Source organism: Pseudoalteromonas sp. XMcav1-K, from assembly GCF_044005875.1.
Lineage (GTDB): Bacteria > Pseudomonadota > Gammaproteobacteria > Enterobacterales > Alteromonadaceae > Pseudoalteromonas > Pseudoalteromonas spongiae.
The window spans coordinates 14,324-38,923 of the sequence record NZ_JBIPJE010000031.1; the positions used below are offsets into that span (position 1 = coordinate 14,324).

19 protein-coding genes and 1 other RNA gene are annotated in these 24,600 nt (G+C 41.1%); 7 read left to right on the forward strand and 13 right to left on the reverse strand.

Annotated elements, in window-relative coordinates; translation table 11 throughout:
- Positions 1 to 32 precede the first annotated feature (32 nt).
- The 7 genes from ACHSBP_RS04735 to ACHSBP_RS04765 are packed head-to-tail and all read right to left on the reverse strand — an operon-like array spanning position 33 to position 6,162.
- Complete coding sequence (locus ACHSBP_RS04735) at positions 33 to 1,295, reverse strand: TRAP transporter large permease (protein WP_010561598.1); 1,263 nt, start codon at positions 1,293 to 1,295, stop codon at positions 33 to 35.
- Positions 1,282 to 1,746: a TRAP transporter small permease gene (locus tag ACHSBP_RS04740; RefSeq protein ID WP_010561599.1), complete on the reverse strand. Its 465-nt coding sequence runs from the start codon at positions 1,744 to 1,746 to the stop codon at positions 1,282 to 1,284. The genes ACHSBP_RS04735 and ACHSBP_RS04740 overlap by 14 nt, the downstream gene beginning before the upstream one ends.
- Positions 1,736 to 2,701 carry a TRAP transporter substrate-binding protein DctP gene (gene dctP, locus ACHSBP_RS04745; RefSeq protein ID WP_010561600.1) on the reverse strand — a complete coding sequence of 322 codons (966 nt, stop codon included), beginning with the start codon at positions 2,699 to 2,701 and terminating at the stop codon, positions 1,736 to 1,738. The genes ACHSBP_RS04740 and dctP overlap by 11 nt, the downstream gene beginning before the upstream one ends.
- Positions 2,702 to 2,745: 44 nt before the next feature.
- The gene (gene dolP / locus ACHSBP_RS04750) at positions 2,746 to 3,309 is read right to left on the reverse strand and encodes a division/outer membrane stress-associated lipid-binding lipoprotein (RefSeq protein WP_010561601.1); all 564 of its coding nucleotides are present in this window, start codon (positions 3,307 to 3,309) and stop codon (positions 2,746 to 2,748) included.
- On the reverse strand, positions 3,309 to 3,896 hold the full coding sequence (locus ACHSBP_RS04755) for an SIS domain-containing protein (RefSeq protein WP_010561602.1): 588 nt from the start codon (positions 3,894 to 3,896) through the stop codon (positions 3,309 to 3,311). Before ACHSBP_RS04755 ends, dolP begins: the two co-directional genes overlap by 1 nt.
- Before the next feature lies 1 nt (position 3,897).
- The gene (locus ACHSBP_RS04760; protein WP_010561603.1) at positions 3,898 to 4,269 is read right to left on the reverse strand and encodes a YraN family protein; all 372 of its coding nucleotides are present in this window, start codon (positions 4,267 to 4,269) and stop codon (positions 3,898 to 3,900) included.
- A 15-nt stretch (positions 4,270 to 4,284) separates the two neighbouring features.
- Positions 4,285 to 6,162 carry a penicillin-binding protein activator gene (locus ACHSBP_RS04765; protein WP_395388237.1) on the reverse strand — a complete coding sequence of 626 codons (1,878 nt, stop codon included), beginning with the start codon at positions 6,160 to 6,162 and terminating at the stop codon, positions 4,285 to 4,287.
- 63 nt (positions 6,163 to 6,225) lie between these two features.
- Here ACHSBP_RS04765 and rsmI point away from each other — a divergent pair, with 63 nt between their 5' ends.
- The 3 genes from rsmI (at position 6,226) to rnpB (ending at position 9,120) form a co-directional block, all read left to right on the forward strand.
- The gene (rsmI, locus tag ACHSBP_RS04770; RefSeq protein ID WP_010561605.1) at positions 6,226 to 7,107 is read left to right on the forward strand and encodes a 16S rRNA (cytidine(1402)-2'-O)-methyltransferase; all 882 of its coding nucleotides are present in this window, start codon (positions 6,226 to 6,228) and stop codon (positions 7,105 to 7,107) included.
- Positions 7,108 to 7,184: 77 nt separating this feature from the next.
- Positions 7,185 to 8,684, forward strand: coding sequence for an OmpA family protein (locus ACHSBP_RS04775; RefSeq protein WP_010561606.1), 1,500 nt, complete (start codon positions 7,185 to 7,187; stop codon positions 8,682 to 8,684).
- A gap of 72 nt (positions 8,685 to 8,756) precedes the next feature.
- Positions 8,757 to 9,120, forward strand: an RNA gene (gene rnpB / locus ACHSBP_RS04780) — RNase P RNA component class A.
- A gap of 58 nt (positions 9,121 to 9,178) precedes the next feature.
- On the opposite strand, the gene ACHSBP_RS04785 is transcribed toward rnpB, so the two are convergent.
- From ACHSBP_RS04785 to ACHSBP_RS04805, 5 genes are all read right to left on the reverse strand, one after another.
- Complete coding sequence (locus ACHSBP_RS04785; RefSeq protein ID WP_395388238.1) at positions 9,179 to 9,601, reverse strand: group 1 truncated hemoglobin; 423 nt, start codon at positions 9,599 to 9,601, stop codon at positions 9,179 to 9,181.
- Entirely contained in the window at positions 9,601 to 10,422 is an 822-nt protein-coding gene (locus tag ACHSBP_RS04790; RefSeq protein WP_395388239.1) for a DUF3034 family protein, read from the reverse strand. Before ACHSBP_RS04790 ends, ACHSBP_RS04785 begins: the two co-directional genes overlap by 1 nt.
- A complete protein-coding gene (locus tag ACHSBP_RS04795) occupies positions 10,406 to 12,736 on the reverse strand; it encodes a putative bifunctional diguanylate cyclase/phosphodiesterase (protein WP_395388240.1) in 2,331 nt (776 codons plus the stop codon). Before ACHSBP_RS04795 ends, ACHSBP_RS04790 begins: the two co-directional genes overlap by 17 nt.
- Positions 12,714 to 13,292: a methylamine utilization protein gene (locus tag ACHSBP_RS04800; protein ID WP_395388241.1), complete on the reverse strand. Its 579-nt coding sequence runs from the start codon at positions 13,290 to 13,292 to the stop codon at positions 12,714 to 12,716. Before ACHSBP_RS04800 ends, ACHSBP_RS04795 begins: the two co-directional genes overlap by 23 nt.
- Before the next feature lie 224 nt (positions 13,293 to 13,516).
- Complete coding sequence (locus tag ACHSBP_RS04805; RefSeq protein WP_395388242.1) at positions 13,517 to 14,701, reverse strand: MFS transporter; 1,185 nt, start codon at positions 14,699 to 14,701, stop codon at positions 13,517 to 13,519.
- A 114-nt stretch (positions 14,702 to 14,815) separates the two neighbouring features.
- Between ACHSBP_RS04805 and ACHSBP_RS04810 the strand changes: the two genes are divergently transcribed.
- From ACHSBP_RS04810 to ACHSBP_RS04825, 4 genes are all read left to right on the forward strand, one after another.
- Entirely contained in the window at positions 14,816 to 15,703 is an 888-nt protein-coding gene (locus ACHSBP_RS04810) for a LysR family transcriptional regulator (protein WP_395388243.1), read from the forward strand.
- 93 nt (positions 15,704 to 15,796) lie between these two features.
- A complete protein-coding gene (locus ACHSBP_RS04815) occupies positions 15,797 to 16,474 on the forward strand; it encodes a response regulator transcription factor (RefSeq protein WP_395388244.1) in 678 nt (225 codons plus the stop codon).
- Between the two features lie 98 nt (positions 16,475 to 16,572).
- Positions 16,573 to 17,808, forward strand: a complete 1,236-nt coding sequence (locus ACHSBP_RS04820) for a histidine kinase sensor domain-containing protein (protein WP_395388245.1) — start codon at positions 16,573 to 16,575, stop codon at positions 17,806 to 17,808.
- Positions 17,809 to 17,976: 168 nt separating this feature from the next.
- Positions 17,977 to 20,121: a TonB-dependent receptor domain-containing protein gene (locus ACHSBP_RS04825; protein WP_395388246.1), complete on the forward strand. Its 2,145-nt coding sequence runs from the start codon at positions 17,977 to 17,979 to the stop codon at positions 20,119 to 20,121.
- Positions 20,122 to 20,263: 142 nt separating this feature from the next.
- Here ACHSBP_RS04825 and ACHSBP_RS04830 read toward each other — a convergent pair whose 3' ends face one another.
- The gene (locus ACHSBP_RS04830) at positions 20,264 to 24,532 is read right to left on the reverse strand and encodes a PAS domain-containing protein (protein ID WP_395388247.1); all 4,269 of its coding nucleotides are present in this window, start codon (positions 24,530 to 24,532) and stop codon (positions 20,264 to 20,266) included.
- Positions 24,533 to 24,600: the final 68 nt, after the last annotated feature.

The window sequence follows — 24,600 nt, forward strand, 5'->3', positions numbered from 1 at the left end:
ATAACCTGCGATTTTTACAACCTACGATATTGCTATCTTGTAACAATCTCTGGAAACATCACTAATAAACCAAGCATCAGCAACATAATCAAAAAATACGGTAAGCAGGCTTTTGCCAGCTGAGCCAAAGAGGCATTGGTGAGTGACTTTAAAACAAACAAGTTAAAGCCAATTGGCGGCGTGATTTGCGATATTTCTACCACCACAACCAAGTAAATACCAAACCAAATGAGATCGATGCCAGCTAGCTCTACAATAGGTAAGAGTATGGCTGCGGTCAGCACAATAATCGAAATACCATCTAAAAATAACCCTAATAAGATAAACGCTAAGGTTAAATAGATTAGCAGTTGATAGTTACTAAGTTCTAGGCTGGCTATCCAAGTGGCAAGCGTTGCGGGTAATTGCAAAAAGCCCATTGCGATGGTAACAAAACTCGCACCGAGTAAAATCAGTAATATCATAGCTGTGGTCATCGCCGCATCTACTAAGCTTTGCTTAACCAGCTCTAGCGTCAGTCGTTTTTTTGCTTTAATTAAAATAAAACTACCCAGGATACCTAACACTGCCGACTCACTAGGTGTTGCAAAGCCGAAGTAGATGGCTGCAATAACAAATGTGATTAACAAGATAATTGGAAGTAACGTTAATGGATTACCTGAGCTTGCAAGGAGTTGGCTTTTATCTACCGGTTTTAAGTAGCCGCGAATCGCAATATAGGTGGAAAACAGCGCTAATAAAATTAACCCGGGCAGAATGCCGGCAATGAATAGGTCTGCAATGGAAATATCCGCAGCAACGCCATATACAATCAAAATAATCGATGGTGGAATTAGCAGTCCAAGAGTAGCAGAGCCAGCGAGCGAGCCATAAATATCTTGCTCGTTATAACCGCGTTTTTTTAGCTCTGGAATAGTCATACGGCCAATGGTTGCGGCTGTCGCGGCAGAAGAGCCTGAGAGCGCAGCAAAAATACCAGAACCAAACACGTTAATGTGCAAGTGTCCGCCCGGTAACTTTGCCAGTATAGGGCTTAAACCATTAAATAAGTCATCGGCTACTTTGGCTTTATATAACAGTTCGCCCATCCAAATAAATAGCGGTAAAGCGATTAATGACCACGGTGTTAAATGCGCAAATGCAGTGCCTGCAAATATCAGGTCGATAGCCGAATTGTTATTAATAATAAGTGCTACCAAAGCAACGCCAATTAAACTAAAACCAATCCATACGCCTGTTAGCAGTAAAAGGGCAAAAATAACCGCCAAAATAGCGCTAAGGCTAACTATGTCCACGTAATACCTCCAATCCCTTAAATGCAATGGTAATAGTTGTTACGCAGCTGGCATAGGCCATAATAGCTTGAATGGGCCATTCTAAAATAGCAATCTCACCGCTCGATACTTCATGAAAATGATAAGAGTCGAGCGTTAGCTGAATACATGCATAGCTAATAAAGGTGCAAATTAAGGTCGCTGTTAAATAGCTAACCACTTGGGCGAAATGGCTGAGATTGGGGTTGTCGAATTCAAACACCAGAGCCACACGAATATGTTTCTCTTGTTCAAAGCTATAGCCTAGCGCCAAGAAAAAGCTGCTGATTAGCAAATATCCGCATATCTCATTGAGTGACGGAATGTACAAATTAAACAAACGTAATACGATTTGGCTGAGCACTAACAAAAAAATCGCAACGATGAGTAAAATGCTCACTTTCATGTTCAACGCATTTAATTTATTGAGCATTTTGTTGCTCCTTAAATTTTTGCAGTACGTGCAACTCGCTTTGCGTTGCATTGAGTGCCCATTCTTGCTCCATGTTAGCGCCAACAATTTTTAAACTCTGCGATAAACTATCGCTCACAGGCGAAATAATCATGCCGTTATCCGCTAATAGCTTAGTCATCTGTGTGGTTTGCTGCTCAGCTTGTTGCCACGCGCGCTGCTGATACTTGTTCACGATTTGTTTCAGTTTCTGTTTTTGCGTTGGGGTTAAAGATTGATACAAGGCATGGTTCATTAACACCATATTTTTTGGGATCCATGCATTGATTGGTGTGTAATAGCGACTAAATTGCCATGCTCTGCTCGAAACTCCCGTCGCTGGCGAGGTGATCATTGCTTCAATCATGCCGGTGGCAAATGCCTGTGCAATCTCAGCGCTTGAAACGGCGGTTGGGATCATTTTAAGGTGGTTTGCTAATTTTGCTGTCATTGCGCTATAGCTTCTAACCTTAAGGCCACTTAGGTCGTTTGCAGTTTTGATTGCTTTACTAGTAAATAAACCCTGTGGCGGCCAAGGGTTGGTAAATAACAGATGTAATCCGTGCTCGGCAAATTGGCTACGTAATTCAACGGCTTGTTGGTTAGCTAGTTGTTGAGCGCTGCTAAAATTTGTGGCTAAAAACGGTAAGTTGTCGAGTTGATAGATAGCGGCGTGATTGCTCAAACGAGCGATAAATATTTCACCAAGTTGTATTTGGTTTGTGCGCAGTGCGCGGTAAATTTCATTGTGCTTATAAAGGCTTTCACCGCTATGAAAAACAATGTTAAGCCCTAACTCTCGATTTACTTCATCAGCAAATGCCTTGGTGATTTGGGTAACATAAACACGTTCGCTATAGGGTGTAGCAAAATGCTGCTTGGCGTGTAGAGTGAATACTGCAAATAGCAGTAACAGTAAAATTAAATAATGGCGCATGTTTTTATTCTTATTTTTATAATAAAAAAGGCGCTAACTGCGCCTTAAAGGTATTCGAATACTTTTATTACTTTTTCGACTCCCGAAACATGACGGGCAACGTCGGCTGCTAAATTAGCTTCTTGTTCGGTAACGAGTCCCATTAAAAAGACTTCCCCGTTTTCGGTAATTACCTTGATATCATTAGCACTGACACTTTCTTCTGATACCAACATGGTTTTTACCTTTGAAGTTAGCCAAGTATCGTGTGTTTTAGTGCTAACACCTGTGATATTACCTATGCGAATTTGATTATGGATTTTTTCAACGCCACGTATTGGTTTTACAATCGCTTCGGCTTTAGCGCGCATTTCTGTAGTTGGTGTTTGGCCAATCAGTAATACGCGGCCATTTAAGCTCACCACAATAATATTGCTAAATTTTGCTAACTGCTCGTCGTCTTTTAAGGCCAGCGTGGCTTTGATCTCAAGGTTGTTATCATCAATCTGTGTGCCAAGCGTGCGGCGATCGGTTGCTGATGTTACTGCGCCTGCAGTACCAGCGACTATGGCAGCGCTACACCCTTGTAAAAGAACAATAGATGCAACAACAGCTAATTTAAATTTCATTAACTATCATCCTGTGGAAAAAGGGTTAAATCGATAAGCTCACTTAAGCAATGGATATTAAACAAGTGAGATTCGATAATTCGGCTTGGTCTTTTTGAGGGCACGCGTATTTCAACATCGTTTGGCCCTAATAGTCCTGCCAGCTCGCCGCCATCATCACCACTTAATACAATTACTTGCATATCTTTGGTTAGAGCAGCTTCAACGGCGCTGATCACTTCTTTCTCGTTACCGGTTACCGTGATCACCACAAGCAAGTCACCGCTTTGTCCGTAGGCACGTACTTGGCGTGAAAAGCTTTCGTTGGCATCGGTTGTGGCATAGCTCGACAGATGTGTTAATTCGTTGCTTAATGCAATCGCTGGCAAGCACGGGCGCTCAGTTTCATAAAAATTAACCAGCAAATTGGCAAAATGCGCTGCTAACATATGATTATTGCTGCCACCGCAACACAGTACTTTATTGCCATTAATTAGGCTTTGCACTATGGTAAATGCCGCAGCTTCTAAAGCGCTAGGTAATGCTTCACCAGCGGCAATTTGAGCTTGAATGCTTTCTGTGTATATTTCTTTAACGAGTTCTTGCATACTAAAATGCGCTTTTAATCCAAGTAAATTGTTCTGAGTTCTGCCCGCTTATTGCGACATAGTCGACTCTATATGGACAATCCTCTAGCCTATTTTGTTTCAAATAATAAAACAAGGTGCGTGTTAGTTTTTGCTGTTTAGCGTGCGATAACGCGTTAATTGCACCGCCAAACGCCTCTGACTTACGGTATTTAACTTCAACAAACACTAAAGTGTTACCGTCTTTCATTATCAAGTCGAGTTCACCGTAACGGCAATTATAATTACGTGTTACCGGTGTTAAACCTTGTTTCTTTAAATATTGCTCAGCTTGCAGTTCGAAAAAGTTTCCCTTTTCTTTACTGTTTTTAAATAACTTAGAGGTCCATCCCATGCTATTCCTTTTGCCTTACAAAGCCGCGTCCTGCGTTTCTTGTTGGTGATTTTTAATAAACAACGGCGTTGGTTTTTGCGACTTAATATCGAGCGTTACGATTTGTTTTTCTCGATATTGTGCCCACTTTAATGCGCGTTCAATGTCGCCATCTTGATTTACTGTTAGATCACCTGTTAGGCCTGTTAATGTTTTGCCTGGTACCATTTGTAGTTGGCGCAATTGCGGAATTAACTTAACCGCATCAAAACCCATGGCAAACAACTGTTGCTCTAAAGTTGTATGCTCAGGCCAGATTTGATCAAATTCACTGCGTAAAGACTGTTGTTCGCCTGTTAATGGCAGCATCCACGGAATTTCTGAAAAATACAAACCGGCTAAGTCTTTTTTGTCGGTTTTATCAGATTTAATATCGTGGCTACGCGAGCTGGCAAAAATAGGAATGCGCTTAGCAAACGTTGAAATATTCACATCAAAAGACGGTTTCAGCAGTCGCGTTTGCGCGGCATCGGCAATAATATAAATCGCATCAATGTCACGGCGAGAGCGCGTTTCTTCATGCAGCTTGCCTCTGAACATTAGACTGATTTCTCTAATACGCTGCTTACTCTTATCGACTTCAAGTAGCTCTTGCACCAGCTTTTGCATATCACGCTTGTTTGCATAAAAACCTACTTCCGGCTCATTATCAGAAAACTCCAACCACTGGTTGGTGAAATGGTTGGCTAATCGTTTACCTAAACGGTTGCCTGGTGCAATGACAAGTGGCTTGTTAAACTCTTTATTTACAAAGTGATAAACTGCTTGGGTTACTTCATGCTCAGGATTAAGTGCAAAGGCAAAGTGATCAATCGACTCAAGTGCCTGTGGTGTGGTGTTAAGATACATTGTAGGATAAGCATCGAGCGTGCCCGCTTGTTGTAACTTATCAATATTTTCTTTTAAAAGTGGGCCAATAACAAAATCAGGCGCGAGTTCATTTAGTTGCTCTGCAATTTGTTCTGCGCTCAATGCTGAATTAATAAAGTGCAATTCTCGGTCAGGGTGTTTTTCTGATGCCGCTAAAATGCCCGCCTTTAATGATTGCGATAATGCTTTTTGCTTACTTTGATTGCTTGGCAAAATAATTGCGATGCGGTTCACATTAATTGGTTGCACATCGATAATCTGCTGCATGTTATCAGGTAGAGCAAAGCTTGCCGGGTGATTTGAATAGGCATAATTCCACTTATTTAGCGCGGCTTGTAATGAGGTCGCATCGCCAATATAAAGCTGGGTATAAAGTGCCAAGCTAACCCATCCTCGTTGAATACTGCTACCTGAGTTAAGTGCTTCAAGCTGTTTAATTGAAAGTTGGTTTAAAACCTGCCAAAGTGCTTTATTTACTTTGTCGGCCTTAAAATCGTGTTTATTTGCGGTTTCTGACGCGCGAATTAAATACGGTGCCGCCTGATGAGGTAAGGCTTGAGCTGAGTATATATTGCCGTAAATTTCTTGGTGTAGAAAAAAATGCATTGGGGATGTGAGTTTGGCATTGAGCGACTCAAGCGTTTTTAATGCCGTGTGATAATCTTTTTGCTGGGTGTAAGCAAAGGCAATATAAAGCTGATTACGCACACTATCTGGGCCACCCGATTCGATTAGTTGTTCGCAAATGGTAATAACAAGCTGCCAGTTTTGCTCTTCAATTGCACGGTCGCGTGCAGTATAAAGTAACTGAATCTTATCAAAATCTCGTTTAGATAAGGCTTTTTGATATAAATCTTGTGCGCTGAGATCTACCTCAACAGCGGGTTTGGCTTTTACCGTTTCAACAACCGGTGTTTTTTCGGTTGTACTACACGCTGATAACAAGGAAAATATAGCTGTTAACCCTAATAGTTTTAGTCGCACGCTGATCTCAGTATTTTTCTATCCAATTAGGTCATATATTACAAACTGTTGTAGGAGAGCTCAATGGCAAATAGCCAGAAACCAACCGATTTAGGAACATCAAATCACCAAAGCGCTAAAGGGCAGTTATTTGTAGTAGCAACACCCATTGGTAATTTAGAGGATATTACGCAACGAGCACTCAGTGTTTTATCAAGCGTTGACATTATTGCAGCAGAAGACACGCGCCATACCAACAAGCTATTAAGCCACTTTTCAATTAAAGCAAAAGTGATTGCGGTACATGATCATAATGAAAAGCAAAAAGCGAGCGAGCTACTAGATTGGTTGGAGCAAGGATTAAATGTGGCGCTTGTATCGGATGCAGGCACGCCGCTGATTAGCGATCCTGGTTATGCCGTGGTTAATTTATGTCGTGAAAAAGGCGCAACAGTAAGCCCAATTCCAGGAGCATGTGCTGCAATTGCTGCGGTTTCATGTGCTGGCCTAGCGACAGATCGCTTTCAATTTATTGGTTTTACACCAGCTAAAAGCAAAGCGCGCCAAGAGTTCTTTATTGATGCGTACAATTCAGGCATGACAAGCATTATGTACGAAAGTACACACCGTATTATGGCCAGCTTAGATGACTTAAAACTCGCGCTTGGTGATGAGCAAAAAGTGGTGTTGGCAAAAGAGTTAACGAAGAGCTTTGAAACTTTCTTTAGTGGTACTGTGGTGGAATTAATCGATTTCTTAACGGAAGACACTGCACGTCAGAAAGGTGAAATTGTGTTAATGTTGCCTGGAAAACAAGCGGATAAAAATGCAATACCACCTGAAGCAATAAAACTGATTCAATTGCTACAAGCAGAAATGCCACTGAAAAAGGCTTGTGGTATTGCCGCAGACTATTTAGATTTAAAGAAAAACGCGCTGTATAAAGCAATGCTCGAACTGGAGTAAAAAAACACATATTCACATGTAAAGCGCATTAACTGTGCGCTTTTAAATATTAAACAGCAATAGATTAAGGAAGATAGATGTTTAAAAAAGCACTCGCATATTCATGTGCACTCTTACCATTGGTTGCAATGGCCAGCTCAGATGGCTTCGTCGTGGCAAAAAATGAGAGCGCCGAAACCCTTAGCAGTGCGCAATACGCGTATATACCTACTGTAATAATGATGGACAATGAAGGTAAACAATCCGTTGAAATTACAGGTCAATATAAGTCTTATGTTCAAGAACAAATAAGTCAGCCTAGCATCAGTTACTCGCATTACCTTGAAGAATTAGCAAATAACCTAATTGCAGACGGTTTTACAATTGCCACAAAATGCCTTACAGATTGCAGTACAAAATCTTACCGGAAAACCGTTGAAAACAGCTTTCGCTATAAAAATATTTACCAAATAGGTTATACAGGTGTCAGAAAAAATCGCTTTGGTTACCTTTCGGCGATAAAAGGAGAGGAGGGCAGTCGCCAAGCGATACAAGTGTTTGTACAAAATGATTATCGAGATGCATTAATGTATGCCTATGAACAGATTGTTGAAACGAAAATGCCAGATATTGGTGTATCTGTGGATAATAACTTTAAAATCAAACCATTCGATTTTTCGAGTTTAAAGGCACCAGAAGATGATGCTAGAGGCAGTGCTGACCATCCAATGATAGAGCGCTTCCCTGGCAGTTATATTGTTCATTCAGCGGTTAATGATTTTGAGTCATACCCTTTAATAATTGGCCCGTATAAAAAGTCGATACCGACTAAAAAAGTAAATGGTAAAGTTACTACGATTAACTACCGTATTAACAAGAAGGTTGGCCCCTACGCCGTGCATCAGAATTACATTAATGCATTACAAAAAGCAGGGTTTAACTTAATTTATGAGTGCAGTGCAGTAGATTGCGGTAACTATATTCTCCGCGATAACCTTCAAAACACAATTCATGCCAAGAATCACCGCTCAGACATTTATAATATAACCCGCAAGAGTCATTATTATTTATTCAGTGCTGAGAAAGTGACACCTCAAGGTAAGATCTACGCAACCATTTATAATCTGCAGTACAGTGGTAAATACGATGTAGAAATGGTGGTTGATATTATTGAAGAACGTGCAATGAGCCAAGTTGCACTTAATATTGATAGCGATACCCTAAGCAAGCAAATTCAAGCGACAGGCAGTGTGTCTTTGTATGGCATCGAATTTGATTTTGATAAGCACACACTAAAAGCTAGTTCAGATAAGCAACTAGCAGAAATTGCAGACTTTTTGAAAAACTCGAAGCAAGTATCTTTATATGTGGTGGGACACACAGATAACAAAGGGCAATATGGTTACAATCATGATTTGTCTAAACGCCGTGCTGCAGAGGTGGTTAATACGCTGGTATCAAACTACAAAATTGATAAGCAGCGTTTGACGCCTGTAGGTGTAGGCCCAGTTGCACCAAAAGCAGCAAACGATACCGAGTCGAATATGCAGCAAAATAGACGTGTTGAACTAGTTTTAAAATCGCCGCAGTTTCTTTGATTTAAGATGAATGGTTTTGCGGGGGCGCTAATAAAACTAGCCGCAGACGTTAAAATCCGTATAATGGCGCCCTGAGTCAGCCAGATAATCGCTGCTTTATCGTTGTATCTTCGGATATACGGGTAAAGGGGAGGAAAGTCCGGGCTCCACAGGGCAGGGTGCCAGCTAACGGCTGGGAGGCGCGAGCCTACGACAAGTGCAGCAGAGAGAAGACCGCCAACTTCGGTTGGTAAGGGTGAAAGGGTGCGGTAAGAGCGCACCGGGCCACTGGTAACAGTTGGTTGCAAGGTAAACTCCACCCGGAGCAAGACCAAATAGGGTTCCTTATGGTGTGGCCCACATCGGAACCGGGTAGGTTGCTTGAGCTTAAGAGTGATTTTAAGCCTAGACGAATGATTATCCACGACAGAACCCGGCTTATAGGCTGACTCAACAAATACAATAAAAAAGCCCAAGCGTTTTAGCTTGGGCTTTTTTATGTGTGGAATTAACCACTAGCGCTTAATAATTTCAGCGCGGTGTGGTGCGAGCTTTGCAAGTACTTGGTTTTGAACTGGGTAGCTTATGTTGTTGTCTTCCATTGCTTTTACCAATAGCTCGACAATGCGGTTAAAGTCGGCTTCATTAATATTCATGCCGGTGTGAATGTCGACCATATTATCGCCTTTATATTCACAAGGTCCGCCTATGACATCACATAAGTGCGTAATAAACCCAGCACGGAAGTGGCTTACGCTGGCTTTTGCAAAGTAATGAAATATTTGTTCATCATTAGCGATGTGTTGAATAAAACTATCAACAATATTTTCCAGCCCTTGTTCGCCTTTTAATTGGCTATAGAGTGTTTGATTTGCGTTATTGGCGGCACATGCTGTTAGTAGGACTGCAGTAAGAAAAAGTGTTAAGAGCTTAGCCATTAATAATACCCCGTGAGAGAAAGATACCAGCCACGTTGCTTTTCGATACCCGCAATCGTGCCTAAATTGATATAGGCCGCGGTAACGCTAATGTGTTTGTTAGGAAACCAAGCGACAAACACATCATGCCAATCATCTTCTTTTAGCCCCAAGTTGTCAGGCTTTTGCCGATACTCAGTGCCAATGGCAAGGTGTTTGTTGACTAAAATGGCCGCGGAGGCTTCAAACTGAATGTGGCTTTTTTGTTGTGGTCCGCCAAAGCCAAGTAACCCGATTTCATTTGCGTGTGTGTGTCTAACGGTGGCGTTCCATAACAGGTTATAGCCGGCGACCGCGCCTAAATATAGTTTGCTTGCGGCAAGGTAAAAGTCAGTAGCAGAATCATCTTTTGCACCTAGGGCAAAGGCGATATCTGCTGTCTCGAGTCGCTTGTGTTGTATACCAAGCGATATTTGAGGGTAGCGACTGTAAACAAGGTCGCCGTAGAGTTTCACTTTCGCGCCATAAATTGATTGCTCGAGTGTTGTTGCAAGCGGTAGAACATCAAAGCGCTGTGCTGTGTAAGAGAGCTCAATACGGTCATACAAGTTACCTTGTACGCCACAAGTACTTAATTCAAAGTCATCAACATTTGCCTGTGTGCAATATCCCGAAATCGACATTTCATCTTCGCTTGCGTAGCCCGCGAGTTGCGCCCATGGCACTAAGCCGCCGCCAGCGGCCCCTTCAATTTGTGAAACGCCCGGCGTTGCCAGCAATTTACCATTGCCATAACAACTCGTGGTAATCAGCAATAATAAAAAACTAATGATTTTTGACATAGTGTGCATACCATTCGCTAAGCTGCTCCGCCTTTTGCGGTTTAGCTAAGTAGTAACCTTGAATATAGTCGCAGTTAAACTGTGTTAATAAATCTAAACTTGGTTGATTTTCAACCCCTTCGGCAACTACACGCAGCCCTAGTTTGTGGCCAAGCGTAATAGTTGATTCGACAATATCTTGATCTTGTGAAGACTCATTAAGTTTAAGGATAAAACACTTATCGATTTTTAATTCATCAACAGGTAAGTTTTTTAATTTGGCAAGTGATGATTGTCCGATACCGTAGTCATCAACTGAGATTTCAAAACCGAGTGATTTTAAATGGGTTAATTTGGCGATGACTAATGCTTCGTTTTCGGCAATGTCGCGCTCGGTTAGCTCTAAGATTATATTTGAAGGATCAACACAATAATACGTTGTTGTTTCTAATAAAAAGTGCACAAATTGCTCATGCTGAATATCTTGCGCAGAAAGGTTGACCGATACATTAAAGTACAGCCCTTGCTGGTTCCAAATTTGTATTTGATGCGCGGCTTGGCGAATAACCCACTGGGTTAAGGTTACAATAAGGCCTGATTGTTCGGCGAGCGCAATGAACATTTCGGGATTTACAAATTCATTGTTTTTATCGACCCAACGAATAAGCGCTTCGGCTTTATCTACTTGTTTTGTTTTTAAGTTGAGCTTAGGTTGATAGGTTAAAAATAAATTTCCAGTATCTTGCTCTAAAGCGAGTTTTAACTCTTCAATTAAATTCAATTTGTATAGGTAAGCTTCATCGTCACCGTTTTGGTAAAATTGCAACGTATTATTACTTTTAACTGCATTTGCTGCGGCCATTGAGGCGCGACGAATTAGCTTTTCGCCATCGTTACCGTGCTCAAGAGAGTTTGCAATGCCGTAATAAATTTGCAGTGATAAATCGATGCCATCTAAATAAAAAGGACGCTCTAATTCATTGCGTAGTTGAGAAATAAGGCCTTTAATTTGCTGTTCATCTGAAATGGTTATCGCAACAATAAACTCATCAGCGTTGGGGCGCGAAAGCAAGCAATGTTTAGGTGTTTGGCTTTGTTTATGAAAGTTGCCAAGCCTTAGCGCAATTTCTTTTAAAATAACATCACCATTGGTAATGCCAATAGTGTCGTTAAGTGCTTTAAAGCCTTTAACATTTAGGTTTATTAATACGATTTGCAGGTTTAGCTTAAGCAATGCATCAATATCATTGATTATTTTGTAGCGGTTGTATAAGCCAGTCAGTAAATCGCGCTCAGCTTGGTAGGTAATTTTTTCTTCACGTTGTTTAATCGCGCTGCTCATCAGGGAAAAGCCACCATAAAGCTTCTCTAGCTCTTTAGGAAAGCGATTATTTAACTGAGGTACTAGAAAGTTACCATCACTAATGTTTTTAGTGATGTTCATTAATTTATCAAGTGGTTGTGTAATACGTTTCGATAAAATGCGCGATAAACTAATGGCAATAAATAAAATAAATAAAATAGCCAGTACCGTGGCGATAATAAGTCGGTTTATATCGCGATGTAACGGATCAAGTGAAGCAGAGAGCACGGCAGAAATATTGTTAGCGGTTGTAATTTCTATTGGTTGATGAAAAAACGACGCAGACGATAACAGTAAGCTGGTACCTGTTAAATTCGCACCAAAAACATTTTCATTGGCTAGTACATCTTTTGTTAAGCTGGACTGAATAATGTGTTTATTGGCTAAAAATGTAATATCCAACGATAGTAATTCACGTAATTGCGATAAGGTATTTTGATCAATGCGAAAACCAATTATTGCATAGGCAATGGTGCGTGGCGCTTTTACCGGAGCGAGTATAATTTGATAGATACTGTCGTTAATTGCGAGCATTTGCGCGTTAACCGCTTTTAGCGGAAGTGCATTAAGGTGTTTACGAAGTTGCGCTAAAGAATATGAATTATTGTTGCTGGCAATAAACTCGCCGTTTAGATCAATTAACACCATAAGATCAGCTTTAATACGCTGACCATGATTAAGCAGCGCGCTTTGCAGTGTTTTGGTGTCTTGGGTCGCAACAGCTTGTTTAAAACCAAAATCGGCAGTTAGCACGTTGGCCGATGTAATCAGCACTTGCTCTTGTTGTTTAAGGTTTTGCTTGAGTACATTCTGTGCAAAATACACCTGTTGTTGTAATTGCTGTTCGACATAGCTTGCCGTGGTTAGCCAGTAATTAATGGTTAGCAACAAGGTTGTCATAATAATAAGGCTGGCAGCTAGCCATGTAATTTGCGCCCGCAGGCTAAGTTTAATTAGCTGTTTTAAAAACATCTTGGAAGCTACCTGTTGCTTTTGCAGGTGAAACTGTTAACGCCAACTTTATAGCCCCTTTTGTTTGCTTCAGCTTGGTAAGATCAACCACTTGTTTATGATTTACCCCCTTAGCGTTTCTCGGATGCCAAAGCCAAGCTTTTTTTATTTCAGAGGGTGCTAAATCAATTATTGCTTCGCCTTTAGTACCCGATATATAAGTACGATTATTGTTGTGCACATAAATATATCCCACCATCGCATCATGGATATTGCACCCAAGTACGACTACGCCTGTGTTTTCAAACATGATGGGTGATTTTGGCTGACCCGCATAGAGTTTTAATTCAAACGGTTTAGCCTTAGAAAAAGAATAGACATGATGACGAATATCATCACTATTAGGAAAGCTAACATAGCTATTTATTGGCACAGCGAGTACATGTGGATCGAATGTTTTATTGACTTGATCCATAACCAGAGTTTTTTTTGAGTTTGACTGTGGTGCTGGAGCTAAAACTTCAACTTCGATAATGGCATGTTCTAGTGCTTGGTCATTTTGATCTGTGATTTGCAATGAAATAGCAGCACTTACGTGAAACGAAAACAGTAAAGTGCTTGCTAAAAAGCTGTGTTTTAGCAAAGCTGGCAAGTGAGGTTTCTCATCAAAAGTGGCATACAAATAATACTAGTAAGGCAAACCGAACGCGTCCAACAAATATCTAAAAAATCAATATTTTTAAAGCGTTAGTAATAGCTTTGCTGTGTCATGATAATGCATGACACAGCTATTTTTTGCGGTTAGGCGTGAATATTACCGTTATCGACTGCGCATTTATCTAAGCGACCGCTGTAACGCGTTACCACTAGGGCGAGCGCAGAAATTAGTGCGCCAATCCATGCGGTATCTTGCAATGTCAGTTGTTCCACAATAACGCCTCCTAAAATAGATCCCAAAGCAATGCCAATATTGAACGCTGCAATATTAAGACCCGATGCAACATCCACAGCATTTGGGGTAAACTTTTCGGCAAGCTTAACGACATAAACTTGTAATCCGGGTACATTACCAAATGCAAAAGCGCCCCAAACCAATACCGTAAATACGGCACCTATTTTCGATGTCATGGTAAACGTTAGAGCAAGTAAAATCAGTGTTAAGGCGCTAAAAATTATGGTTAACGCATTAATTGGTCCTTTTTTATCGGCGAGTTTTCCACCGTAAATATTTCCGACAGCAACCGATACGCCATATACCAGCATGATCAAGCCGATCGCATTTGCTGAAAAGCCACTTTCACTTTGTAAAATTGGAGCAAGGTAGGTAAATGCGGTAAAAGTGCCGCCATACCCTAAAATAGTCATTAAATACACTAACAACAATCGAGGTTGTACTAACACTTGAGCTTGCTCTTTTAAACGAGCAGGGCGGTTTTGTTTAAGATTTTTAGGTACCAGCAATGCGCTGCCAATAAGCGCGATTACGCCTAATGCAGAGACTACTAAAAAGGTTGCTCGCCAGCCAAAGTGTTGTCCTATCCAAGTGCCAAGTGGTACGCCTGTAACTAACGCTACCGTTAATCCGGTGAACATAATAGCTATGGCGCTGGCTGCTTTTTCTTTACTTACCAAGCTGGTGGCGATGGTCGAGCCAATAGAAAAGAACACTCCATGTGCAAGGCCTGTTAATATTCGAGCGATTATTAAACTTTCATAGCTAGGTGTTTGCCACGCCAGCAAATTACCCACAACAAATAATGCCATTAAGCTAAGTAGCAAATATTTTCTATTCCATCGCCCTGTTAAGGCGGTTAAAACAGGCGCTCCAATTGCTACGCCAAATGCATAAAGGCTAACCAATAACCCTGCACTGGGTAAGCTAACCTGCAAATCGTTGGCAATGGTGGGCACGAGCCCGACAATCACAAATTCAGTTGTGCCTATAGCAAAGGCACTTAGCGTTAACGCAAATAATGCTAACGGCATAAAGTTTCCTATTTTAGTTATCTACTAATGAGAGGACTATTGTGAGTATTAATTTATTTGCAAAAAATGGCGGTAGTGACAAAATACTTTTGTTAAAATTGAAAAGGTGGGTGTATGTCTGTTTCTGCTAAAACTGAAGATTTAGAAGCATTTATAACTGTGGTTGATAGCGGTAGCTTTTCTACTGCAGCAAACTTGCTTAATTTACAAGTCGCTAAAGTCTCTCGGGCGGTCACGCGTTTAGAACGAACTCTTGACGTAACCTTACTCAATCGCACCACAAGGCGATTAGAACTGACTGAAGAAGGGGCGTTTTTTTTGCGCCATGCGCGTGATGGCCTTAATGTTTTGGCAAAAGGCGAAGAAGCCTTGCGTTTACTAAAACGTTCACCGTCAGGAAAGTTGCGAGTTGATGCTGCCAGCCCGTTTGTGTTACATCAAATTGCACCGCTAATAAACGAATTTAGTGAGCTGTATCCAGATATTCAGTTAGAGCTTACTAGCCACGACAGCATTATTGATTTACTCGAACATAAAACAGATATTGCGATTCGTATTGGTGAGTTAAGCGATTCAAACTTACATGCGCGTTTACTGGGAAAAAGTAAATTACATATTGTGGCAAGCCCTAAATATTTAGCTAACGTAACGCTTGAAAACGGGCAGTTCGTTCCCCAAAACCATCGTTTAATTGGTTTTAGTGACGCGCCCCATTTAAATAATTGGCCACTTAAAAAGCCACAAAAGCTGGATTTTGCAATTAGTGCTTCCAGCGGCGAAACGGTGCGACAATTGTGTATTGCAGGGCAGGGGTTAGCGTTGCTTTCTCACTTTATGATTAAAGATGATTTAGCTGAGGGCCGTTTAGTGAGTGTATTTCACGATCAAATTGTATCGCCCAACAAACGCGAGAGCGTTCAGGCGGTGTATTATCGCAATAGTGCGGTATCGTCGCGGATCTCGGTATTTCTTGACTTTATTTCGGCGCGGCTAAGTTTATAAAAGTAAAATCAACCTTTGGAATTTACATTCGAAGTGCAGCACATTAAACTTATTAAATGAGATTAAAAATCATTTTGGTTAGCTGTTGCAGTGATGAACATATTGCTCATTGAAGACGATAAAACGTTAAGTTGTTATCTCAAAGACATGTTAGTTAAATCGGGTTATCAAGTAGAGCAATGCTTTGATGGTGAAAGAGGCTTAATGTGCGCCCGTGAACATCGCCATCACTTAATCTTGCTGGATAAAATGCTGCCTAAACTGGATGGTGTTACATTATTAAAATCATTACGCGAGTTTAGCCAAGTTCCTGTGATTATGGTGTCTGCTCAAGGTGCTGAAGAAGAGCGCATCATTGGCTTATCGCATGGCGCTGATGACTATGTTGCAAAACCATTCAATGCTAAAGAATTGTTGTTGAGGGTTGAGAGCTTATTACGCAGAAGCCAAGCGAATAGTTTTACTAACGTGGAATCCGAAATTAGCATCGATGGTTTGACTATTAACGCATCTTCTCAGCAAATCCAAGTGGATGGAAAACCACTCGAATTTACGCCAATTCAATTTAAATTATTATGGCAGCTGATCTCTAAACCAAATATTGTGATCGATAAATCAGAGCTGTACCAATCCGTGCTTAACAGGCAATTAGGTGCGTACGATCGCAGTTTAGATATGCATTTAAGCCGTGTTAGGCGCAAGTTATCACAAGCAAATTGGCAAGGAGAGCGCTTGCAAACGGTTCATGGAAAAGGGTATTGCTTTAAATGAAGCGTACCTTGTTATGGAAACTGTGTTTTATATTGGCTACAGGGCTGGTTAGCTTTTTTTATTTTTTACACATAGTTACGATAAAAACCGAAGAAGGCATGAGCTTCATCGCAGAGCAGCATCGCAACCAACTTAATGCGTGGGGAAGGCAGGCCGAAACACTATACTTAAAAGAGAATAAAGCTGCACTTCAAGCTTGGCTTGAAACACTCAAACGGCAAGAGAAAACATATGTGTCGATAGCGAGCTTTGAGGCATTACATATTGCAGGTGATACGTTAGATAAGAATATTGTGGGGGCATATCACTTTGGCCGCAGTGTAGAGTGGAAAATTCATCTGTATTTTGATGAAAACCCAATTATGGAAGTGCCATTTACGCAAACAAATGCAAGTTTGGTGATTCGTTTACCTGACTATATGCGTCCCGGCTCTTATTGGATAACAACTAAGTTTTTGCTGCAGGTAATTACGCCAATGGCCTTGCTATTGTTGCTTTCAATAATGCTGTATCGTCACATCATTACGCCGCTTCAACAGCTCGAAAAGGCCACATCAGAATTTAGCCGAGGTAATTTTTCGGTGCGGGTAGGCAAGTACCTCGGGCGACGCAAAGACGAACTGGCAGATCTTGCGAAAACATTTGATACTATGGTAGCAAGAATCGGTGAACTTATTGGTAATCAGCGCCAATTGATCGCCGATTTATCGCATGAGTTAAGAACACCTCTCACCCGTTTAGATATTGCGGTAGCTAATTTTGAATATCTTGATGCCAGTGACCATTTGGCGCGTATTGAAAGGGAATCTAAGCATATTCGAAAGCTTGTTGAAGATAGCCTCACACTGGCATGGCTTGATAATGAAAAATTGATTTTACAACAAGAAAGCGTTGATTTGGTCGACTTACTTGATGTGTTAGTTGATGATGCGCGTTTTGAATTCCCTGAACATCAATTAGAGCTGATTACACCAAATAACGCCATTGTTCATAACAGCAATCATCGCGCTTTGGCGCCTGCTATCGAAAATGTGATTCGCAATGCGTTAAGGTACACTCCGTCGCGTGGTCTTGTGCAAATTTTATTAACACTAAACGATGGTTACTATGTACTTGAAATAACCGATCAAGGACCGGGTATTCCAGAGCAATACTTAGAAAAAATATTTGAGCCATTTTTTAGATTGGATAAGGCACGCATTGCTAATGGCGATAGCTTTGGTTTGGGGCTTGCACTTGCGAAGCGTCATTTAGCAAGTGTGAGGGCAACGATTCAAGCAAAAAATAAACCTGATAACGGCTTAAAAGTGATAATTATGATTCCTTTCGAGTAACGGGGCTAGCAGCTGCTCTAATTTCATGCACAAACACAATACTGCTGTGTTTTTACCGAATAAAAAAACTCGTCATTGCAAATGTAACAATTGTAAAATTGCTATCCTAAAATGCTCTAAATGGTAATAATTCCTATTATCTTTACTCGGTAATATAGAGAATTTTCCATGCACATAAATAACCGCACTAAGAAGCACTGCTTTACCTTAAATACCTTCACGACTTTATTAATTGGGTTAGGCTGCTCACTGCAAGCTAATGCTAATCCAACTTCGCAAAAATTAGACGAAAAAATCGAAAAAATTATCGTTGTTGGTGCCACAACAAACTCGGAAATTACGCCAGCAGAAATAGAAAACTACCAAGCAAATGACCTGGAAGATATTTTCCGCCATACGCCTTCAGTAACAGTTGGAGGTTCGCTGGGAATTGCACAAAAAATATTTGTACGCGGTATGGAAGACTCTATGGTAAATATTACCGTTGATGGTGCACCACAGACCAGTACGCTATTTCACCATATTGGCCGTGTTTCAATTGAACCTGAATTACTACGCAGTGTTGAAGTGCAAGCCGGTGCGGGTGAAGCTACCGCTGGTAGCGGCGCGGTTGGCGGAGCTATTCGTTTTAAAACTAAATCGGCAAAAGATATGCTTGCCGACGGCGAAAAGTTTGGTGCACTTGTGAAGGCGAGTTACTTTACAAATGATGGCCATAAAGAGAGCGTATCGCTATATGGTGAGGTGACTGAGTCGGTAAATGTGTTAGCGTCTTACGTGAATGTAAGTCGCAATAATATGGATGATGGGGATGGAAAAGAAATCCCCGGTACTGCTGCCGATCAAACATTGGCTTTTGTTAAGTTAAATGCAGAGTTAACAGATAACCAAGAACTAACGATTAGTTACGAAAAAAGAGAAGAAGAAGGGAAGTTTGGCAAGCAAACTAACTGGGCACCATTAGAAACGGATCCATTATTCAAATCATGGGGTGATCGCGAAACGATAGTAGCTAACCACACTTGGTACTTAAATGCGCTGGTAAATCTTGAAACCACACTGTATCAAACGGAATCGTCATTTAAACGAGAGCTTTATACTTGGGATGCGTCAATTAAAACCACCGGTTTTGATATTCGTAATACAAGCGATCTAGGTGACCACTCAATTACTTACGGCGTTGATTACAAGCAAGATAAAGTCGATTCACAATCATACGCTGATTTCGGTGGCATTTATGCCGAAGAAGGCACGGTAACGGGGCTGTATGCGCAAGACCATTGGCAACTCACTGACGACTTACTACTAAGCTTTGGTGTACGTTATGATGCTTATGAACTTGATCATCAAGGCGAACACGCAAACTGGGTTAAAGTAGACGGAGTATGGGTTGTTGAAACCGACGCGAACGGTAACCCGATTACATCGAGCTCGTCATTTTCAACAGAAAAGCAAGATGGTGTGAGCGCAAACCTTGGTTTTACCTATAACTTTACTGAAAGTCTAAAACTTACCGCTGGTTATGCTGAAGCGTTACGTGGACGCCAAGTCGCAGATGCATTTACCGTCGGTGAACTGACGCCCAATCCGGATTTAACAGCTGAAGAAGTCGATAACATAGAGATAGGATTAGGGTATAACGATACTACGTGGCTATTTGAAGTTTCATTGTATAACAGCACGATTAACGATGTGGTATTTGATAAGTTTAAAGGTCGTGAGGGCGTTTTTTATGAAAACATCGGTGATTTAGAGACGAAAGGCGCAGAGGTTGTAGCAGGTTATCAAGCAGATAACTTCGATGTGATTGTAAGTTATAACCATAACGATGTTGAACTAAATAATGTTGATTTTGTGTGGCCAGATGCAACTGCTGAAAGTGGTTATCGCACGCGGACATTTGATGGCATTGAGTTAGCTGCTTATGAATATGGCGGACTTGGTAATGCTGTTGGTGACTCCCTTAATGTGAATTTCAATTATTACTTGAATGAGCAGATAAAAACGGGCTTAAGCTTCCAGCATGTAGCAAGTTTAAATGATATTGAAGTGTTTCACCGTTCGATTGAGTTAGGCTGGATGACGGAACTAGAAACCGTTAATAAGCCTGGTTACAACCTTGTCGACGCTTATGTAAGCTATGAGCCGTTAAAGAATTTACGCTTAGACTTGGCAGTACAAAACTTATTGGATGAGTCGTATCGCAGTCATGGTAGTGTTGCGGATTATGGCCATATTCCGGGCTATGGAAGTGTGGTTGGTATTAAAGAGCCGGGTCGCGATATTCGCTTGAGCGCTTCGTATCGATTCTAGGCTAACTCATTTAGGTAACCTTAGGTTTGGATAAAAATAGTGGCAATTCTATTGGTTCGCATAATTTGTTATCCATATCTGAGGTTGCGTATTATCTTAGGTTATAGAATCAAATATCCCGTTTTTTATGGCATTATTGAATTTACGTTGGTGAAGAAAACAGTAAGTGCAGAGTATCTTTAACATCGTCAATTGAAATCGGCTTTGAAATATACTCATTCATGCCTGCTGCTAAGCACTTTTCTTTATCACCTTCCATCGCATTGGCAGTCATCGCAATAATGGTTGTGTGCTGGTGTTGTTCACCACATTGGTTTTGTCGTATGGCATTTGTTGCTTGGTAACCATCCATTTCCGGCATTTGAATATCCATAAAAATTACGTCGTACGGTGTTGATTGTGCTTTTAGCTTATTTACTGCATCAAGGCCGTTTTCAGCGATCTCACAAGTTAGCTTGAGCTTAGACAAAATACCTTTTGCAACCATTTGGTTTACTTTATTATCCTCAACTAACAACGCATTAAGTTGTGGTAACTCCTTGCTGCTAGGCTTAACCTTGGTGTTATTTAGTTCATTAATGTAGTGGCGTGTTAACAGTGGTTCAGCGTGTTTTAACGGTTCGCCGTTATCGACAATAATCTGTAAAGCCGCGCGCAGATCCGCACTGGTCGCAGGTTTTGGAAAATAGCCATCAAAGCCAATCTCTGCAAAACGCTTAGCATCGCCTTTATGTTGCATTGAGGTCATCATAATCAACTTAATAGCAGCCAGTTGGTTATCTGCTTTAAGCTCTTTAGCCAGCATTTCACCACTCATTATTGGCATTTGCATATCAAGTATCGCTACATCAAATAACGTTTCGCTCGCTTTGAGTGCATTACATCGCGCTAAGGCTTCTTGTCCGTTTGAAAACGTAGTAACCTTGGCGCCCCAGTTTTTAAGCTGCTTTGCTAATATTTCACAGTTAGTTTCATTATCATCGACAACTAAAATATTTAATCCACTTATTGCTACATTAGGCTGAGAAAGCGAGCTCTGATTTGCCTTTTTAATACGTAAATTACAAACAAACTCGCTGCCTTTGTTTGTGGCACTGGTCAAGCTAATATCGCCATCCATGTGATTACATAACCGCTTTACGATAGCTAAACCAAGCCCGGTGCCGCCATAATTACGTGTGGTTGAAGAATCTTCTTGGCTGAATAGCTCAAATACATGTTGATGTTTTTCTTTAGAAATACCAATGCCAGTATCTTTTACCGCTAAGGTGAGACGCCAATAGTGTTCACTGTCATCGCATAGAGCGGCACTCACAATGATTTCGCCTTGGTGAGTAAATTTAATGGCATTGCCGATTAAGTTACTCAGAATTTGGCGAATTCGTCCAGGATCGCCGATTACGAAATGCTCATTTAAATTGACCGTATCTAAAATAAGCTCAAGCTGTTTTTGCTCTGCGCGAGTAGCAAATAGCTCAACAAGCTCAGAAAGTAACAGGTGTAAATCAAATTGAATTTGCTCCAGCTCCAATTTATCAGCTTCTATTTTTGAAAAATCGAGAATATCGTTAATCAGATTTAAAAGAGAATTTGCACTATTTTTGGCGATGGTTAAGCGGTGTGTTTGCTCATCATTGAGTGGACTATCTTGCATTAACTCAAGCATACCAATAACGCCATTCATTGGCGTACGAATTTCATGGCTCATACTAGCTAAAAATTCATCTTTGGCTACCATGGCAGCTTCGGCGTTAACTTTGGCTTTAGTGAGTGCTAACTCATTTTTAACACGCTCGGTTATATCGTAGTTTACTCCGATCATATTGGAAACTTGCCCGTTGCCATCGAGCTTATTAATTGCAGACGCTTTTATATAGCGTGTTTCACCTGCTGGTGTGATAATTCTAAATTCAGTATCAAATTTAGAATTGGTTTCTAATGCGTGTGTGAGTGCGGCAACAGCGTCGGCTTTGTCATCGGGATGTAACCCGTTTTCCCACGCTTCATATGCCCCGATAAATTGGTCATCATCAACTCCGTACAACTTAAACATCCACGTATCCCAAGTTAATGCTTGGGTTTGTACGTTGTAGTCCCAAATACCAATGCCTGCGGAATCAGCGGCAAGTGCCATGCGCTCGTTTTTATCTTGAATTTCGAGTTCAGCTTGTTTCGACTGATGAATATCGAGGTGTGTGCCGATCATCCGCTTTGGCGAACCATCGGCATGCCATTCAACTATTTTTCCGGTGTCGAGTACCCAAACCCATTCGCCGTTTTTATGTTTCATACGGGTTTCACAGCTATAGTGTTCGTCTTCTCCCTGCCAGTGACGCTGTAATTGCTTTTCTGCTTTAGCTAAATCATCGGGGTGTAGCAAGCTCATCCAAGTATCAACTGAGGTGGGTGCTAATTCATCAAGCGTATAGCCAATCATGGTCGCCCAGCGATCATTAAAGGTGGTTTTTCCGCTATCAACGTCCCAATCCCAAATACCCACACTGGTAGATTGCAGCACAAACTGTAAGCGCTGGTTAGTATCGGTTAAATTATCTCGCGCTAAAACTCGGTCGGTAATATCTTGGAATGAACCAAATACACGTAGGCATTGGCCATTGTGCATTTCTGGTTGAGCGCGTGCCGCAACCCACTTCTCGTTGCCTTTAGCTGTGATTATTTGAAGCTCTTCTTGGAAAGGTGTGCCATGCTCAATTGCGTTTGCCATTAATTTGGCGATGCGGTCACGGTTTTCGCCAGGCTTGTAGTAGTCAATTGCTGTTACAACTTGTGGTTCAAAGTTGTCACTGACATCGTGGATTTTTTTGGTCATATGTGACCAATATAACGAATTGTTTGTTACGTTATATTCCCACGCGCCAATTAGTGCTTGCTCACTCATTTCTTCCATTAACTGACGCTGTGAAAGCAATTTGTTTTGTTGCGCTGCGCGCGTTAACTCAAAGCCAATCCAGTGGGCAAATAACCGGATCAACTCGAGATCGCTATTAGTAAACGGGTGCGATGATGCATCAGGGCTTGAAAAGTTTAGTGTGCCAAAGCGCTTGCCATCGACAAATATAGGGCAGCCAATATAACTTTCTAGGCTAAAGTTTAAATAACAAGGATGCGTTGCAATTTCACTTTTTGCCACATGATGAAATGCAATTGCTTGGTCAGCATTAAAGGTGTGAAAGCAGTATGTATTCTCAAAATCAAATTGATCATTTGGTGAAATTTCATTATTTGGGCTTTTGGCGTATAGCACTTTATAGTTGTTTGAAATTTCACTTACTATGCCAAGCGGTAGCTGAAAAATATCACAACCGAGTGTTAGCATGGCGTTCATTTTATCATCGATGCTTGCATTGATATCACTGGTTATCTCATGTAGACGTTTAAACGCTAACTCGGCATGCTTTTGCTCAGTAATATCGTTTTGAATAATGATTGATGTGTCTTTTTGCTCATCATTACTGCGCAGCGGCACTATGGTGGTGCTAAACCAATAAAAGCGCCCATCTTTAGCTTTATTGCATAGTTCGCCATGCCATACCGTATGTTTTGTGATGGCATCGGTTATTTCTTGATAAAGGGTGTCGTCATGGTAATAACTTCTGAGCGTACGCGTTGAATGGCCAATAATCTCATTTTGCTCATAACCATAAAAATGCGTGAACATTTTATTGCAGTACAAAATGTTTGTTTGGTTATCAACTCGCAAAACTGCGGAATGTTTATTGATTGCGAATTCAAAATCAGATGCCCGATTACGTTGCGTTAGCAGTTTAGAGTAGGTATCTGCAAGCCAAGATTGCGTTGGTTTTAGTAGCGAAAATGCAAGCCCAAGCAGGCATAACAGTGAGCCAATCCAAGTAATATAAATCAGCTCATTCTGCGTTTGTTTGTCAAGTATAACAGCGTTTTCAAATACACTAACAACTCGGTCTAATTGAGTGAGTATTTGGTCGGTTTTATCTGTTGTAAATAAACTACTTTGTGAGGTCGAAAGCGTTTTCCCTTGTGAGAGAGATAATGCAGCGTTTGCGTAGGTTTCAAGGGTTGCTTGCAGCTGGTTATCAGCAAAGTAAATTTGTTTAATTTTTTGCTGAGTACTTTCGTCAAACAGCTCAAGTTGTTTGAGTAGCTGTGTTTGATTACTTAGTAGCTTTTCTGCGGCCTTCGCAAGTTGTTGTTGATGGTATTCGGTCGGCTCACGTTGAGCAAATAAGGCAATACGCTGGGATAACATTCGTTGCTCGCCGGCACTATTAACAATACTGGCATAGCTTTCTTGTTGCTGTTGTTGCAGGGTAATAATTAAAAACGCACATGAAATGAGCACCGCAATTGCAAAAAGCGCTGTTTTATAACGTTTGGAAAAGTTAGTAAGTAAAGACTCCGTGCTAAGCATTCAACTTCCTGAGGCGGTGCTGTTTTATTAGAACTTTAAATATTGCACTAAATGGCGCGTCTTGCCAG

What these genes read in the sequence shown, in the direction of transcription:
- ACHSBP_RS04740 (WP_010561599.1), bottom strand. Translation starts at nt 1,746, where the DNA reads ATGCTCAATAAATTAAATGCGTTGAACATGAAAGTGAGCATTTTACTC.
- dctP (WP_010561600.1), bottom strand. Translation starts at nt 2,701, where the DNA reads ATGCGCCATTATTTAATTTTACTGTTACTGCTATTTGCAGTATTCACT.
- dolP (WP_010561601.1), bottom strand. Translation starts at nt 3,309, where the DNA reads ATGAAATTTAAATTAGCTGTTGTTGCATCTATTGTTCTTTTACAAGGG.
- ACHSBP_RS04755 (WP_010561602.1), bottom strand. Translation starts at nt 3,896, where the DNA reads ATGCAAGAACTCGTTAAAGAAATATACACAGAAAGCATTCAAGCTCAA.
- ACHSBP_RS04760 (WP_010561603.1), bottom strand. Translation starts at nt 4,269, where the DNA reads ATGGGATGGACCTCTAAGTTATTTAAAAACAGTAAAGAAAAGGGAAAC.
- rsmI (WP_010561605.1), top strand. Translation starts at nt 6,226, where the DNA reads ATGGCAAATAGCCAGAAACCAACCGATTTAGGAACATCAAATCACCAA.
- ACHSBP_RS04775 (WP_010561606.1), top strand. Translation starts at nt 7,185, where the DNA reads ATGTTTAAAAAAGCACTCGCATATTCATGTGCACTCTTACCATTGGTT.
- ACHSBP_RS04785 (WP_395388238.1), bottom strand. Translation starts at nt 9,601, where the DNA reads ATGGCTAAGCTCTTAACACTTTTTCTTACTGCAGTCCTACTAACAGCA.
- ACHSBP_RS04790 (WP_395388239.1), bottom strand. Translation starts at nt 10,422, where the DNA reads ATGTCAAAAATCATTAGTTTTTTATTATTGCTGATTACCACGAGTTGT.
- ACHSBP_RS04795 (WP_395388240.1), bottom strand. Translation starts at nt 12,736, where the DNA reads ATGTTTTTAAAACAGCTAATTAAACTTAGCCTGCGGGCGCAAATTACA.
- ACHSBP_RS04805 (WP_395388242.1), bottom strand. Translation starts at nt 14,701, where the DNA reads ATGCCGTTAGCATTATTTGCGTTAACGCTAAGTGCCTTTGCTATAGGC.
- ACHSBP_RS04810 (WP_395388243.1), top strand. Translation starts at nt 14,816, where the DNA reads ATGTCTGTTTCTGCTAAAACTGAAGATTTAGAAGCATTTATAACTGTG.
- ACHSBP_RS04815 (WP_395388244.1), top strand. Translation starts at nt 15,797, where the DNA reads ATGAACATATTGCTCATTGAAGACGATAAAACGTTAAGTTGTTATCTC.
- ACHSBP_RS04820 (WP_395388245.1), top strand. Translation starts at nt 16,573, where the DNA reads ATGAGCTTCATCGCAGAGCAGCATCGCAACCAACTTAATGCGTGGGGA.
- ACHSBP_RS04825 (WP_395388246.1), top strand. Translation starts at nt 17,977, where the DNA reads ATGCACATAAATAACCGCACTAAGAAGCACTGCTTTACCTTAAATACC.
- ACHSBP_RS04830 (WP_395388247.1), bottom strand. Translation starts at nt 24,532, where the DNA reads ATGCTTAGCACGGAGTCTTTACTTACTAACTTTTCCAAACGTTATAAA.